This window comes from Streptomyces capitiformicae, from assembly GCF_002214185.1.
Lineage (GTDB): Bacteria > Actinomycetota > Actinomycetes > Streptomycetales > Streptomycetaceae > Streptomyces > Streptomyces capitiformicae.
On the sequence record NZ_CP022161.1, the window covers coordinates 3,184,135 to 3,199,000 of the forward strand.

Annotated in this window: 14 protein-coding genes; 7 read left to right on the plus strand and 7 right to left on the minus strand. The window is 70.7% G+C overall.

The genetic code is table 11. The annotated features are described in order from the left end of the window. Positions 1 to 151 precede the first annotated feature (151 nt). Positions 152 to 544, minus strand: coding sequence for an ankyrin repeat domain-containing protein (locus tag CES90_RS14110; protein ID WP_189785128.1), 393 nt, complete (start codon positions 542 to 544; stop codon positions 152 to 154). 269 nt (positions 545 to 813) lie between these two features. On the opposite strand from CES90_RS14110, the gene CES90_RS14115 reads away from it, so the two are divergent. Both CES90_RS14115 and CES90_RS14120 read left to right on the plus strand, forming a co-directional pair. Beyond that, the gene (locus CES90_RS14115) at positions 814 to 1,008 is read left to right on the plus strand and encodes a hypothetical protein (RefSeq protein WP_005485586.1); all 195 of its coding nucleotides are present in this window, start codon (positions 814 to 816) and stop codon (positions 1,006 to 1,008) included. A 37-nt stretch (positions 1,009 to 1,045) separates the two neighbouring features. Beyond that, entirely contained in the window at positions 1,046 to 2,605 is a 1,560-nt protein-coding gene (locus CES90_RS14120) for a hypothetical protein (RefSeq protein WP_189785129.1), read from the plus strand. A gap of 116 nt (positions 2,606 to 2,721) precedes the next feature. Here CES90_RS14120 and CES90_RS14125 read toward each other — a convergent pair whose 3' ends face one another. Further along, positions 2,722 to 4,221: an SCO1417 family PLP biosynthesis transcription factor gene (locus tag CES90_RS14125; protein ID WP_189785130.1), complete on the minus strand. Its 1,500-nt coding sequence runs from the start codon at positions 4,219 to 4,221 to the stop codon at positions 2,722 to 2,724. Positions 4,222 to 4,322: 101 nt separating this feature from the next. On the opposite strand from CES90_RS14125, the gene yczE reads away from it, so the two are divergent. The 4 genes from yczE (at position 4,323) to CES90_RS14145 (ending at position 7,774) form a co-directional block, all read left to right on the plus strand. Then, on the plus strand, positions 4,323 to 4,973 hold the full coding sequence (gene yczE, locus CES90_RS14130; RefSeq protein WP_189785131.1) for a membrane protein YczE: 651 nt from the start codon (positions 4,323 to 4,325) through the stop codon (positions 4,971 to 4,973). Beyond that, entirely contained in the window at positions 4,970 to 5,737 is a 768-nt protein-coding gene (locus CES90_RS14135) for a glycerophosphodiester phosphodiesterase (protein ID WP_189785132.1), read from the plus strand. Before yczE ends, CES90_RS14135 begins: the two co-directional genes overlap by 4 nt. Before the next feature lie 40 nt (positions 5,738 to 5,777). Next, positions 5,778 to 7,133 carry an MFS transporter gene (locus tag CES90_RS14140; protein ID WP_189785133.1) on the plus strand — a complete coding sequence of 452 codons (1,356 nt, stop codon included), beginning with the start codon at positions 5,778 to 5,780 and terminating at the stop codon, positions 7,131 to 7,133. Between the two features lie 266 nt (positions 7,134 to 7,399). Further along, positions 7,400 to 7,774 (plus strand): RNA polymerase-binding protein RbpA, encoded by a 375-nt coding sequence (locus tag CES90_RS14145; protein ID WP_003977404.1) that lies wholly within the window; start codon positions 7,400 to 7,402, stop codon positions 7,772 to 7,774. A gap of 311 nt (positions 7,775 to 8,085) precedes the next feature. On the opposite strand, the gene fxsA is transcribed toward CES90_RS14145, so the two are convergent. From fxsA to CES90_RS14165, 4 genes are all read right to left on the minus strand, one after another. After that, the gene (gene fxsA / locus CES90_RS14150) at positions 8,086 to 8,667 is read right to left on the minus strand and encodes an FxsA family membrane protein (RefSeq protein WP_189785134.1); all 582 of its coding nucleotides are present in this window, start codon (positions 8,665 to 8,667) and stop codon (positions 8,086 to 8,088) included. A gap of 75 nt (positions 8,668 to 8,742) precedes the next feature. Next, the gene (locus tag CES90_RS14155; protein ID WP_189785135.1) at positions 8,743 to 9,537 is read right to left on the minus strand and encodes a polyprenol monophosphomannose synthase; all 795 of its coding nucleotides are present in this window, start codon (positions 9,535 to 9,537) and stop codon (positions 8,743 to 8,745) included. Positions 9,538 to 10,015: 478 nt separating this feature from the next. Beyond that, positions 10,016 to 11,617, minus strand: a complete 1,602-nt coding sequence (locus CES90_RS14160; RefSeq protein ID WP_189785136.1) for an amidohydrolase — start codon at positions 11,615 to 11,617, stop codon at positions 10,016 to 10,018. Between the two features lie 130 nt (positions 11,618 to 11,747). Further along, the gene (locus CES90_RS14165; RefSeq protein ID WP_149828016.1) at positions 11,748 to 12,188 is read right to left on the minus strand and encodes an Lrp/AsnC family transcriptional regulator; all 441 of its coding nucleotides are present in this window, start codon (positions 12,186 to 12,188) and stop codon (positions 11,748 to 11,750) included. 268 nt (positions 12,189 to 12,456) lie between these two features. Here CES90_RS14165 and CES90_RS14170 point away from each other — a divergent pair, with 268 nt between their 5' ends. After that, the gene (locus tag CES90_RS14170) at positions 12,457 to 12,882 is read left to right on the plus strand and encodes a hypothetical protein (protein WP_189785137.1); all 426 of its coding nucleotides are present in this window, start codon (positions 12,457 to 12,459) and stop codon (positions 12,880 to 12,882) included. A gap of 548 nt (positions 12,883 to 13,430) precedes the next feature. On the opposite strand, the gene CES90_RS14175 is transcribed toward CES90_RS14170, so the two are convergent. Further along, positions 13,431 to 14,603, minus strand: coding sequence for an acyl-CoA dehydrogenase family protein (locus CES90_RS14175; RefSeq protein ID WP_189785138.1), 1,173 nt, complete (start codon positions 14,601 to 14,603; stop codon positions 13,431 to 13,433). Positions 14,604 to 14,866: the final 263 nt, after the last annotated feature.

Here is a 14,866-nt window from a genome sequence, read left to right on the forward strand (position 1 = left end):
CCACGTGGTGCGGCAACACCTGCCCAGCCATCGCGTCCGTGAATCACGACGTCATGATGACCCGGCGGTTCTTCCTGCCGCGACCGAAATTTCCGGCGGCCCTGTACCGCCTCCCCCGTATCTGTTGTTTTTCCTGGTCAGAACATGTGGATCAGTGTGCGCCGAACAGTTCGAGCAGTTCGGTCTTGCCGAACATCCGGGCGGTGTCGACCGCGTTCGGCGTGCCCGCGAGCGGGTCGGCCCCGCCCGCCAGGAGAACCCGGATGACCCCTTCCTCGCCCTTGAAAACCGCCCCGGCGAGGGGAGTCTGGCCTCGGTCGTTGACGCGGTCGGCCTCGCCGCCACGCGCCAGGAGTTCCTGGACGGCGTCGGCGTGACCGTGGTAGGCGGCGAGCATCACGAGCGAGTCGCCGCGGTCGTTGGTGAGGTTGGCCGGAACACCCGCGTCCACATATGCCACGAGCGCCTCGGTCTCGCCCCGCCGGGCCAGATCGAAGATCTTGGTCGCCAGCTCCACGACCTCGGAGTCGGGGGCTTCGCTCATCGCCGGGACCACCTCTCACTACGCGCCGTACGCTCCAGAAGCAATCGCCAGAGTACTGGCTCCTCGCGCACTTGAGCGGTGACGGCCGAGGCAAAGATCACATCGAGCCGGGCCGGACGCAACAGCCCAGCCCGTACGGCGCAACAAGGACTCAGCCACTCAGGTGAAACAAGCCGAATTTCACCCAATTGCACCTTTAATCATATGGATACATGCGGTGACCCTGGAAGAACTCATGGTGACTGTCCCCACCAACCAGGAGAGCCCGCATGATCCTCAATATCTCCGGCGTCGTCCTGCTCGGCGTCATCGTCTTCCTGTTCTTCCGCAAGGACGGCCTCAAGGCCTCGCACTGCATCGTCGTCACGCTGTTCGGCTTCTACCTCGCCAGTACGGGCATCGCCCCGAGCATCACGGCGGGCGGCGAGAGCCTCGCGAGCCTCCTCGGCGGGATCAAGTTCTGACCCCGTACCCATCCGTACGCACCTCCAGGAGACAGCCGTGGCCCGGGTCACTCTCCCCCGCATTCTGAGCAGCGGCAGCACGCACCTCACCAGGAGCCGGGAGCTGGCCCGGACGGCGGCCGACGGCGCCACCGACGTCCTCCATCCGCTGATCACGATCGCCCGTGGACTGCGCCGGCTGGCCGCGGCCGGGCGGCGCAGGTGGGCCGAGACCCCGAAGGACCGGCGCGGGTCACTGCTGTTCCTGGCGGCCTCGATGCTCCTGGTCGTGACCCTGGTGCCGTACGGACCACTGCTCGCCGTCATCGCGCTGATGGCGGCGGCAGCCTGGTCGGGCCGTGAGCGCGGCGCCCAGGAGGCCGGCCCGGACGAATCCCAGACCCAGCGTCTTCGCTCCCTCTACGAGGCCTTGGTGCCGTACTTCTCGGCCGCCGAGGACCCCGACCCGCTCTTCTCACACGGCGGCGCCTGGGACAAGGCCTTCCCCACCTACGCCTTCGACGGCACCGGCCGCGTCTCACACCTGCTGATCCGCTACCCGGCGTACTTCACCGACGGCGAGCCCGAGGCCCGCGCCCGCATCGAACACCTGCTGCACACCAAGGCGGGTCGCGGCCGGGAGTACCGCTTCACCTGGGACGAGGAGGACAACGAACTCACCGTCACCGTCCTCGCCCCGCTCGCCACCGACATCGCCGCCCAGCACTTCGTGACGGCACCGGGCGAGACGGTCATCGGCTTCACCGACGCGGCCCACGTACAGCGCACCCTCCCTCTCTCCTTCGAAGAGGGGACACGCGACGTACCGCCGGTCGTCTGGCGCACCGGCGTCCGCTCCACCGAGCCCCATCTGCTGGCCGTGGGCCAGCCGGGCAGCGGTACGACGACCCTGTTGCGCTCCATCGCCCTCCAGGCTCTGCGGGACGGCGACGTCGTCATCGTCGACGGCGGGGGCAGCGGTGACTACGCCTGTCTGAGCGGCCGGGACGGGGTCCTGGCCGTGGAGTGCGGCCTCTCCGGGGCCCTGGCGGGCCTGGAGTGGGCGTCTCAGGAGACCGAGCGCCGCCTCATCGCCACGAACCGGGCCCGCCAGGCCGGCGACCCACCACCGGACGACATCAAACGCCCGCTCTGGCTCCTGCTGGACCGCCCGAGCGCGCTGGCCGACCTCGCCGCCGCCGACGGCCGCCCCGACCCGCAGTCCCTCCTCCAGGTCCCCCTCCGCCACGGCCGCGCCGCCAACGTCACGGTCGCCGTGGCCGAACAGTTCGACCACCTGGACACCCTCACGGACGCGGTACGCCAGCACACCCGGGCCCGAGTGGTCCTCGGCCCCGCCACTCCAGACCAACTCACCGCGTTCCTGGGCGCCCCGCCTCCCACGACCCCCACCCCTGACGCCCCACCCGGACGCGGCTATGCCCGCCTGGGCACCGGTCCCGTCCTCCGCGTCCAGGTACCGGCCACGCCGGACCCCTACGACGACGACACCGACGAAGCCCACCGCCAAGCGGTCCTGTCCCTCTTCCCACCGCACACGACTCCGGCGGACTCGACCATGGCGAAGACAGCGGTAGCGGAACAGCCGGGCGCCTGACAGCTCGGGGGTTCACGTCATAGCGCGACTGCGGCCAGTACATGGCTGATCGCGCAGTTCCCCGCGCCTCTTACGAGGCACACCCCACCCCGGTGCCGAACACGGCAAGCGGCACGTCACGCCACGAACGTCCTCGGCGTCTCGTTCCCGCCCGCTCCCCCGTTCCGCACCAGCCGCGCCGCCGCCGCCAACCGCAGTGCCGCCTCGTCCGCGACCGCACCCCCCACAGTGAACGGCAGCCGCACATACCCCTCGAACGCCCCGTCCACCCCGAACCGAGGCCCCGACGGCACCCGGATACCGACCCGCTCGCCCATTTCCGCGAGCCGCGACCCCGACAGCCCCCCGGTCCGGGCCCACAACGTCAGCCCACCCCGAGGCTCGGAGAACTCCCAGTCCGGCAGCTCCCGACGCACGGCGGCGACCAACGCGTCCCGGTTCTCCCGCGCCTGCTCCCGCCGAATCCCGACGGCCTGCTCCCAACCCCCCGTACTCATCAGCCAGTTCACGGCCAACTGCTCCAGCACCGGCGTCCCCAGATCGGCGTACGCCCGCGCCGCGACCAGACTCCGGATCACCTCGGGCGCGGCCCGCACCCATCCGATCCGCATCCCCGCCCAGAACGCCTTGCTGGCCGACCCGACCGTGATGACCGTGGACCCCGCCGGATCGAACGCACAGACCGGCCGGGGCATCTCCACCTCCGGGTCCAGATGCAGCTCGCTCATGGTCTCGTCGGTGACGAGCACGGTCCCGGCGGCCCGGGCCGCGTCGACGAGCCCCCGTCGCCGGTCCTCGTCGGCGAGCGCGCCGGTCGGGTTGTGGAAGTCGGCGACGACGTAGGCGAGCCGCGGCGCCGCGTCCCGCAGGACCTGCCGCCAGCGGTCCATGTCCCACCCGGCGAGCCCCTCCGCCATGGCGACCGGCACCAGTCGGGCCCCGGCCTCCCGCATCAGCTGAAGGATGTTGGCGTACGACGGCGACTCCACGGCGATCCGCTCACCACGTCCCGCGAAGAGGTGACAGATGGCGTCCATGGCACCCATGGCCCCGGTGGTCACCATGATCTGCTCGGGCATGGTCGGGATCCCGCGCGCGGTGTAGCGCTCGGCGAGCATCGAGCGGAGCGCGGGCAGCCCGGCCGGGTAGTCGCCGTGTGTGTGGGCGTACGGCGGCAGTTCCTCCAACGCGCCCTGCACGGCCCGGGTCAGCCAGGGTTCGGGCGCGGGCAGGGCCGCGCAGCCCAGGTCGATCATCGAGCCGAGCGCCTCGGGCGGCAGCGGTTCCAGCCCCCGCGAGGGAAGCGGCTTGCCCGCCGGCACGGCGGTCCAGCTGCCCGCTCCCCGGCGGGACTCCAGGAACCCCTCCGTGCGCAGGGCCTCGTACGCCGCCGCGACGGTCGTACGGCTGACGGACAGGGACAGGGCCAGTTCGCGCTCGGCGGGCAGTCGGGCGGCCACGGGCACACGACCCTCCAGGACCAGCAGCCGTACACCGTCGGCGAGGGCGCGATAGGCGGGCGGACGCTTGCTGCCGGGCCCATTGGGGCGGTCCTGCTGGGAGTTGAGCATGCGGGCGAGCTGCGCGGCCCCCACCGCCGAAGTCCACTGAGACACGATTTCCAGTCCACCTTCCCCGGATTGGCCATGGATGGAGCCACCCCTCAAGCCACAGGGTGACATGAGTCAGGCCACTGTCACCACAGGGGGGTAATCTCTTGTCCGCACACGGGCATCTCGCGCGGCGGTTGTCGCAGCTCTATGTCGGCCTCACGCTCTACGGCGTGAGTTCGGCGCTTCTCGTCAGGTCCGGCCTCGGCCTGGAACCGTGGAACGTGCTCCACCAGGGCCTCGCCGAGCGGACGGGTCTGTCGATGGGCGTCGTCCTGACCATCGTCGGCGCCACGATCCTGCTCCTCTGGATCCCCCTGCGCCAGCGCCCCGGCCTCGGCACGATCTCCAACGTCCTGGTGATCGGCGCCGCCATGGACGCGACACTGGCCGTGACGCCCGACGCACGGACGATGGCGGCCCGCGTCTCCCTGATGGTGATCGGCATCGTCCTGAACGGCGCGGCGACGGGCCTCTACATCGCGGCCCGCTTCGGCCCCGGCCCGCGCGACGGACTGATGACAGGCCTGAACCGGGTCACCGGGCTGTCGATCCGCCTGGTGCGCACGGCCATCGAACTGACGGTCGTCGCAACGGGATTCCTCCTCGGCGGCACGGTCGGCGTGGGCACCCTCCTCTACGCCCTCGCCATCGGCCCGCTGGCTCAGCTCTTCCTGCGTGTGTTCGCCGTCCCCTCGGCATCGGGCAGCACGGTCGTTGCCACCGGTCCATCGAAGCGGGTCATACTGCCCCGGTGACCGCCCTCATACGCCACCCGTACCTAGACCACCCGGGCCCGATCGCCTTCGCCCACCGGGGCGGGGCGGCGGACGGCCTGGAGAACACCGTGTCCCAGTTCCGGCGCGCGGCCGAGATGGGCTACCGGTACATCGAGACCGACGTGCACGCCACGCGCGACGGCAAGCTCGTCGCCTTCCACGACGCGACCCTGGACCGGGTCACCGACGGGGCGGGCCGGATAGCGGACCTGCCGTGGAAGGACGTACAGCAGGCGCGCGTGGCGGGCGTCGAACCGGTCCCCCTCTTCGAGGAACTCCTCGAAACCTTCCCCGAGGTCCGCTGGAACGTCGACATCAAGGCCGAGCCGGCACTGCACCCGCTCCTCAATCTGATCGCCCGCACCGACTCCTGGGACCGCGTCTGCGTCGGCTCCTTCTCCGAGCCCCGGGTCGCCCGCGCCCAGCGCCTCGCCGGCCCGCGCCTGGCCACCTCGTACGGCACCGGCGGCGTCCTGGGCCTGCGGCTGCGCTCCTGGGGCATCCCCTCCGCGCTGCGCCGCTCGGCGGTCGCCGCACAGGTGCCCGAGTCGCAGTCGGGGGTGCCGGTGGTGGACCACCGGTTCGTGCGCGCCGCCCACGCACGCGGGCTGCACATCCATGTGTGGACCGTGAACGAACCGCAACGTATGCACCGCCTCCTGGACTTGGGAGTCGATGGCATCATGACCGATCACATCGACACGCTGCGCAAGGTGCTTGAGGACCGGGGGACCTGGGTCTGACACCCTCGCGCGGCCGTTCACGGGGAAGCGAGGGGCACGGGTGGGCACCGACACCGTGCGGACGGACGACGCCGACGAGGCCGCGGGCAGGCGACACGAACAGCGTGGCTGGTACTTCTACGACTGGGCCTGCTCGGTCTACTCGACCAGCGTCCTGACCGTGTTCCTCGGCCCCTATCTGACCGAGGTCGCCAAGTCCGCCGCCGACACGGACGGTTACGTCCATCCCCTGGGGATCCCGGTCCGCGCCGGCTCGTTCTTCGCGTACTCGGTCTCCCTGTCGGTGATCCTCGCCGTCGTGATCATGCCTCTGGTGGGCGCGGCCGCCGACCGCACCGGCCGCAAGAAGCCCCTCCTCGGCGCCGCCGCCTATCTGGGGGCCGCCGCGACCGCCGGCATGTTCTTCCTGAACGGCGACCGCTACCTGCTCGGCGGCCTCCTCCTGATCGTCGCGAACGCGTCCCAGTCCATCGCGATGATGCTCTACAACTCCTACCTCCCGCAGATCGCACCCCCCGAGGAACGCGACGCGGTCTCCTCCCGGGGCTGGGCCTTCGGCTACGCGGCGGGCGCCCTGGTCCTCGTCGCGAACCTGGTCCTGTTCACCGCCCACGACACCTTCGGCGTCTCCGAAGGCATGGCGGTCCGCATCTGCCTCGCCTCCGCCGGACTGTGGTGGGGCGCCTTCACCCTCATTCCGCTACGACGCCTCCGCGACCGCCGGAGCCCGGCGGACGCGACCGAGGAGGCGACGGCCCCCGGCCTGCGTCAGCTCGCGGCGACCGTCCGCGACATGCGCCGCCACCCCCTGACCCTCGGCTTCCTCCTCGCCTACCTCGTCTACAACGACGGCATCCAGACGGTGATCTCCCAGGCCTCGGTGTACGGCTCCGAGGAGCTGGACCTGGAGCAGTCGACGCTCATCGTGGCCGTACTGCTGGTGCAGATACTGGCGGTGGGCGGCGCCCTGGGCATGGGCCGACTGTCCCGCCGGTACGGCGCGAAGCGCACCATCCTCGGTTCCCTGATCGCCTGGACCCTGATCCTCGGCGTCGGCTACTTCCTCCCGGCCGGGGCCCCGCTCTGGTTCTTCGTCCTCGCCTCGGGCATCGGCCTGGTCCTCGGCGGCAGCCAGGCCCTGTCCCGCTCCCTCTTCTCCCACCTCGTCCCGCGCGGCAAGGAGGCCGAGTACTTCTCGGCGTACGAGATGAGCGACCGCGGCATGAGCTGGCTGGGCCCGCTGCTGTTCGGTCTGACCTACCAGCTGACGGGAAGTTATCGGGACGCGATCATCTCCCTGGTCGCCTTCTTCGTGCTGGGATTCGCCCTGCTCGCGAGGGTTCCGGTGCGCCGGGCGATCAGCGACGCGGGCAATCCCGTACCCGACAGGATTTAGCACCCGGAGCGAAAGGGCTGTAGTGTACGCGTTTGGCCTGCCAGGCGTACCGTTACTGCGCGTCAAAGATGCCGAAACGCTGGGTGACATCTGCTGTCAGATGTGACAAACCGGGCGCCGGTGGGTACAACAAGGGCGGCTACGACGGCGACGCATGACCCGGAACGGGACACGGAACGGGAATCTTTACCGCCGACCGGACGTTGACCGGATGACGACGACAGCGACACCTGTCCTGTGGGCGACAAGCCCGGGAGGCACGATTCATGAGTGAGCGAGCTCTTCGCGGCACGCGCCTCGTGGTGACCAGCTACGAGACGGACCGCGGCATCGACTTGGCTCCGCGCCAGGCCGTGGAGTACGCATGCGAGAAGGGGCACCGCTTCGAGATGCCCTTCTCGGTCGAGGCGGAGATCCCGCCGGAGTGGGAGTGCAAGGTCTGCGGGGCCCAGGCACTCCTCGTGGATGGCGACGGCCCTGAGGAGAAGAAGGCCAAGCCCGCGCGTACGCATTGGGACATGCTGATGGAGCGGCGCACCCGTGAGGAACTCGAAGAGGTCCTCGAGGAGCGTCTGGCGGTTCTCCGCTCCGGCGCGATGAACATCGCGGTCCATCCGCGAGACAGCCGCAAGTCCGCGTAGCCCCTCCGGGGGTTGGGCGGGCCGCACAGCGCGACCAAGACCGCGGGCGCCGTACACCTGGTGTACGGCGCCCGCGGTCTTTGGGCAGCGGTGCGCTTGTCCGCTCCGGGTTGTATGTGGCTGCTCGCGCAGTTCCCCGCGCCCCTGAAGCGGCGCGGGGCTGTGTCGATTTGCGGCTCCGCCGCGTGAGCGCGACCAGCCCCACCCACCCGAGCTCTCAGGCCCACCCGAGCTCTCAGGCGGAACGGGGTCGAAGGGGCAGCGCCCCTGGGGATGGGGACGGGTAGGGGCGGCGGGGGCGAGAAAACCCCTCAACGACTCAGCGGCGGCCGAGGATCCTCCGAAGCACCCCTGGTTCCGGCGTCGTCCCGAATCACCTCACCCTGAACGACCTTGCCGTCAGGTCGATGGATGCGCGCCTGCTGAAAGGCATCCCCGAAGGACCCCGCACCAGCCTCCCGAATCTTCCGCTCGAAGGTCCGCTCGGCATACCGCCCCAGCCCCTTCTGAACCGGCGGAACCAGAAGGACAAGCCCCACCACGTCGGAGATCAGGCCCGGCAGCATCAGCAGCAGCCCACCCAGCATCAGGAAGCCGTTACCCTCGCTCTTGCCCCCGGCAGGCATCGCCGCCACACCGCCCTGCTGCTGTTGCAGCGTCTCGGTGAGCGCCCGGAAGGCCCGCCGCCCGGCCCGTTTGACCACAGCGGAGCCGATGAGGAAACCGGCGAGCAGCAGCAGGAAGACCGCGAGACCACTGGCGGCGCTCGCCACCACGGTGAGCAGCCAGATCTCCAGCACCAGCCACGCGGCGACACCCAGCGGCAGGAACGTACGCAGCCGTGAGCGCCGGGGCCGGACGGGGTACGTCGGGGTCGGAGCGCCAGTCGTCATGCTCCCAGTGTGCCTGGCCCCGGCTCAGTACGGGATAAGGGCATGATCAGGTGTGCATGAGGCGTGAAGTGGAGGTCAGTCCTGCTTGTCCCGCCCGAGGACCTTGCCGACCCGCTCCCCCACACCCCACGCGGTCACCCGCCACAGCGCCTCGACGAGGATGTCCCGGCTCATCTTGGAGTCGCCCAGCTCCCGCTCGACGAAGGTGATGGGCACCTCGACGACGTGATAGCCGGCCTTGATGGCGCGGCGGGCGAGATCGACCTGGAAGCAGTACCCCTGGGAGGCGACCTCGTCGAGGCCGAGGCCTTCGAGGGTCTCGCGCCGGAAGGCCCGGTAGCCACCCGTGACGTCGCGGACGGGAACGTCGAGCAGGACGCGGGAGTAGAGGCTGCCGCCGCGGGAGATGAACTCACGGGACTTGGGCCAGTTCACCACGCGTCCGCCCGGCACCCAGCGGGAGCCGAGAACGAGGTCGGCGCCTTTGAGGGCGGTCAGCAGCCGGGGCAGTTCCTCGGGCTGGTGGGAACCGTCGGCGTCCATCTCGATCAGGACGCCGTAGCCGTGCTCCATGCCCCAGCGGAAGCCCGCGAGGTAGGCGGCGCCGAGCCCTTCCTTGCCCTTGCGGTGCAGCACCTGGACGTGGTCGTCCTCGGCGGCCAGCTCGTCGGCGAGCTTGCCGGTGCCGTCGGGGCTGTTGTCATCAGCCACCAGGACGTGCGCCTCGGGGACAGCCTTCCGCACCCGGCCGACGATCTTCTTGATGTTCTCGGCCTCGTTGTAGGTCGGGATGATCACCAAGGCCGTGCCGAGCGGGCCGAACCGCCTCTCCTGGCCTTCTGCCGCGAGGGTCCCGTCGCCGTCGTTCACTACTGCCCCTTCAAGTCCGTACGCAGGCGTCCACCATAGTGGCCACGGCCTGCGAGGAAGTGTCGGCTCAATGTCCAGAGGAGTCTCGATTCGACAAGGGGCGTGCGGGAGACGGATGTCGTACACGCTACGGAGGGGGCCCGGCACCCTTCGGGCCGACCTGGGGCCCGCTGGCTGCGGGCCGACCGAGAGCCGTTGTCTACTGAGCGTCCGGGCCCCACCCGGGTCACACCTACCCGACCGGGCCGGAACGTTCCCTCGTCGTGGCGCTGACGCTGGGCCTGGCTCCCAGTGGTGGTGCGCTCCCCGGTCGGACGTCCGGTGGTGGACCGGGCAGAACCTACCCGCCCCCTCCCGTCGACTGTCAACTGCCGTTCGGCCTGCGGAGTTTCCCCCCGGTTGCCTGGTCGGCGCGGAGGATTCCCAGGTAGCGCGGGAAAGCGGCGGGCCATGATCGGCTCCGCGCCGGCCCCGGAGATCACTCCCCCGGCCGTACGAAAACCGTGCGTCCGCCGACCACGGTGCGCAGGCAGACGGGGAGGTCGGTGCCGGGGCTCAGATCGGGCAGGCCGGGGGTGCCGGAACGGGGGTCCGTGGACCAACGGGCGACCCGGTCGTCGGGGGCCTGGACGACGAGGTCGCCGGTGCGCCACACCGCGTAGTCCGCGGGGGCCCCGGGGACCAGGACACCCGCGTCGTCGCGTCCGATCGCCCGCCAGCCGCCCCGCGTGTGCGCCGTGAACGCCGCGCGCACGGACACCCGGTGCTCCGGCGTGCGATGGAAGGCCGCCGCGCGGACGGTGCCCCACGGGTCGAGGGGCGTGACGGGGCTGTCGGAGCCGAAGGCCAGGGGCACGCCGGCCCGCAGCAGGGCCGCGAACGGGTTGAGGGTGCGGGCCCGATCGGCACCCAGCCGCGTGGCGTACATGCCCTCCTCTCCGCCCCACAGCGCGTCGAAGGCGGGCTGGACGGAGGCGGTGAGGCCTAGCTCGGCGAGGGCTGCGACGGTGTCGGGAATGAGCATCTCGGCGTGCTCGACACGGTGCCGGGCGGCCCGCACCCGGGCCAGGCCGATCTTCTCGGCGGCCGCGCGCACACCCTCGACCACCGAGGTCACCGCGGCGTCCCCGATGGCATGGAAGCCCGCCTGGAGCCCCACCTCGGTGCAGGCCACCACATGGGCGGCGACGGCCGCCGCGTCCAGGTACGCGGTGCCGGTGTGCTCGGCGTCGGCGTACGGCTCGTGCAGACATGCCGTGTGCGAGCCGAGGGCGCCGTCGACGAAAAGGTCGCCCGCGGCGCCGACGGCCCCGAGGGAGCGTGCCTTCTCCACATCACGTTCGGCCCAGTAGCCGACGACACGGGGGCCGGCTTCCTCGGCGGCGAGCCGCAGCAGCCCGGTGAAGTCGTCCTCGGAGGAGATCTCCGGGCCCGCGCACTCGTGCACCGAGCCGATACCGAGCGAGGCGGCGTGGGCGAGGGCGGCGCGCTGGGCCTCGGTGCGCTGGGCCTCGGTGATGGCGCCGAGGGCGGTGGCACGTACGGCGTGATGGGCGTCCCGGGTCAGCGGGCCGTCCGCGAAGCCGTCGGCGCCCGGGACGAGGTCGAGCAGGGCGGTGGTGGCGACCGCCGAGTGGACGTCGATGCGGCTCAGGTAGAGCGGGCGTCCGCCGGTGGCCTCGTCGAGTTCGGCGCGGGTCGGGGGGCGGCCGCCGGGCCAGCGGGCGGCGTCCCAGCCATGGCCGAGGAGGACGCGGTCGGCCGGGCGGGCGGCCGCGAATTCCCGTACGAGAACGAGGGCGGCCTCCAGGGAGGGGGCGGCGGAGAGGTCGAGGCCGGTGAGTGCGAGGCCGGTGGACGTGGTATGCACATGGGCGTCCGTGAACGCCGGGGTGACCAGCGCGCCTTCAAGGTCGATCACCTCGTCGACGCCGTCCGCGAAGGCGTCGGCAGCGCCCTCGGAGCCGACCCAGGCGACCTGGCCGTGTTCCGCGACCATCGCGGTGGCGAACGGGTCGGCGGGGCTGTGGACTTCTCCGCCGCGCAGCAGAACGGTGGTCGACGGGGTGCGTTCACTCATGAGGACAGTTTCGCGCGTGCCGGCTGCCGCGCCGCACCAGGGCCACGCTTTCAGAGCGGTGGCCGACGGTCGCGAGCAGCGGGCTACGGCTGACGAGGCCGCGAACAGTGCGCCAGTAGCGCGGTAGTCGTCAGATCCTCGGCGGCCGGGCCTCGTACGGTGTCGACAGGACGACCGTCGTGCGTGTCGAGACGCCTGCGAGGGTGCGCAGGCGGGCCAGGAGCTCCTCCAGCTCGTGGGGGGTCGCCACGCGGACCTTGAGGATGTAGTTCTCGTCGCCGGCGACGCTGTGGCAGGCCTCGATCTCGGGGACGCCGGCGAGGCGGTCGGCGATGTCGTCGGGGGCGCTGGGATCGAAGGGTTTCACCGAGATGAACGCGGTCAGCGGCAGCCCGACGGCCTCCGGGTCGACGACCGCGGCATAGCCCCGGATGACGCCACGCTGCTCGAGTCGGCGCACGCGCTGATGCACGGCCGACGTGGACAGGCCCGTGGCCTTGCCCAGGTCGGTGTAGCTCATCCGCCCGTCCGCGACGAGCAGCTGCACGATCTGTCGGTCCAGCTCCTCCATGGCGCAAGAACCTACAGGGCGGTTGATCTCCTCCGATACCTGAGCGACGCAGGTCATGCCCGGTTCGTGATGTTGCTGAGAGTTCGTCGTGAACCGTCCGGGTGACAGCCTCGCCCCGCTGGGCATCTGCGAGCGGCATGTGACGAAGACCACATCACCCGAACAGGCTTCGTGATGATCTCGTGATTACCGCCGAGACGGGACGGGAAGTGCTTGCTGTGGTCGAGGCCGCAGTGCCTTCACGGCCCAGCCCGAGGGGGAGAATCCCATGCAGAGTCTTAAGCGCCCTGGTCGTACCGCACCCAAGCGTCTCCAGGCGGTCATCGAGCCCGAGCCGGAGGGCGTCGAACCCGACGACGAGTTCGACGCGTACGACACCTTCGAAATGTTCCGGGTGATCTGCCCGGACTGCGCCCAGCCCATCGCCCTGCTGTCCGACGAGGACACCCTGCCGGAGCACGCGCTGGTCGTGTCGCCGTGGAACCCGTTCGGGCTCACGGTCTGCGCCGGTACGGGCCGTTCGGCTAGTGACGCCCGGCCCGCGGACGAGTCCATCGAGCCGCAGGAGCAGGACACCGCCCTTCTGTTGACGCTCCCTCAGGGACTCAACTGGCGGACCCAGCCCTTCTCGCACGTCGGCGGCCCGGGCTCGCGCCCGATGCGCGTGCCGATGATGCGCCGTCAGGCGGCCTGATTCCAGGGCCTGTTCTGTCCTGACCACCGGTTCGGCCCACGAGGTCCACGACGTCCGCGACGCCTCGCCGACGTGGCCGACCGGAGAATCCGCACCCCGCAGGTCACCACCTCGCAGGTCACACCGCACCATGGCGTCGGGCAGGCTGCCATGGTGCAGGATCGGCCTGCGTCCGCCGGGACAGGGCTCACCCGGTCCCGTTCGGGCCTGTCGCGAACGCAGGCACGATTCTGCGGAGCGGTGACCGGTCGGCCCTCGCAGGCGTTTGCCCGGTATGACCCCTTCTTACTCGGTGACCGGGCGTCGGCGTCACATCTTCGTTCCGGCGTCGGCAGAATCGCTTCCGCCCCGGCCGGCCCAGCCGCAGGACCCGCCGATCTACCGGGCCCTGATGCGGACCTGGGCCGACCGGGGCCGCACCCTGCCGGGGCGGCACGACCCGGAGTGGGTCCGGCTCGCGGCGTTCCCGGCCGGCCTCGGTCAATTCGGCCCCGCCATGGGCCCATTGGCCACCAACATCACCTTCGGCGGTTCTCCCGGCTGCTCCTTCAGCGAGACTCGGGGCCCGCGAGGTGACGAGCGATGACCATCCGCTGGATCTGATTGGTGCCCTCGACGATCTGGAGCACCTTGGCCTCGCGCATGTACCGCTCGGCGGGGAAGTCCGCCGTGTAGCCGTACCCGCCGAGGATCTGGACCGCGTCCGTGGTGACCTTCATCGCGGCGTCGGTGCACAGCAGCTTCGCCATGGCGGCCTGCTTGGAGAACGGCCTGCCCGCGTCGCGGAGCCGGGCGGCGGAGAGGTAGAGCGCCCGGCCCGCCTCCATCTGGGTCGCCATGTCCGCGAGCATGAAGCGCAGCCCCTGGAAGTCCGAGATCGGCCGCCCGAACTGCTGCCGTCCCGCGGCGTACGCGACCGCCTCGTCCAGCGCCGCCTGGGCCACACCGATCGCGCAGGCCGCGATGCCGAGCCGCCCGGAGTCGAGCGCGGACAGGGCGATCGCGAAGCCCTGGCCTTCCTCGCCGATGCGCCGCCGGTCGGAGACCCGTACCCCGTCGAAGTGGAGTTGCGCGGTGGGCGAACCCTTCATGCCCATTTTCTTCTCGGGCGCCGCGGCGCTCAGCCCCTCTGCGTCCCCGGGCACCAGGAAGGCCGTGATACCCCGGGAGCCCTCTGCGCCCGTACGCGCCATGACCGTGTAGAAGTCGGCGATCCCGCCATGCGTGATCCAGGCCTTGGTGCCGGTGATCACCCAGTCGTCGCCGTCCCGCACCGCCTTCGTCCGCAGGGACGCGGCGTCCGATCCGGAGGACGGCTCGGAGAGGCAGTACGCGCCGAGCAGGCCGCCGCCGAGCATCGCGGGCAGATGTTCGACCTGCTGCTCCTTGGTGCCGTAGTTGGCGAGCGCATGGCAGGCGAGGGTGTGGACGCTCACGCCGAGGCCGACGGTGAGCCGGGCCATGGCGAGCTCCTCCAGCGCCTGGAGGTAGACCTCGTACGGCTGGTCGCCACCACCGTATTCCGAGTCGTACGGCAGGCCGAGCAGTCCCGACTCCGAGAGCAGGCCGAAAAGTTCGCGCGGGAAACGTCCGGCGTCCTCCTCCTCGGCCGCGGACGGGGCGATCTCCCGCTGCGCGATCTCACGGACGAGCGAGATCAGATCCCGGGCCTCTTCCGTGGGCAGTTGACGGTCCACTGGCTGCGGCGCGCGGTCTGACATGGCGACGCTCTCCTCCCTGTCGGGCACAGCGACGGACACGCACCGGGGATGAAGTGGTGCCGCCGGGTCTCACGTGCCACAGCCGATGGTCCTCCTCCGGATCACGGAAGCCGCTGATCAGCGGCGGTGGCGCTTGGAGTATGCCCGATCCGGAGCAGCCAGTCACCAGTTAACGACCGTTCATTAGGACACATTCACCAACAGGCCACGCCTGGCCGAAATTGGTCCGGACCATTGACCGAAGTGGTCTAGTCCTCTACGGT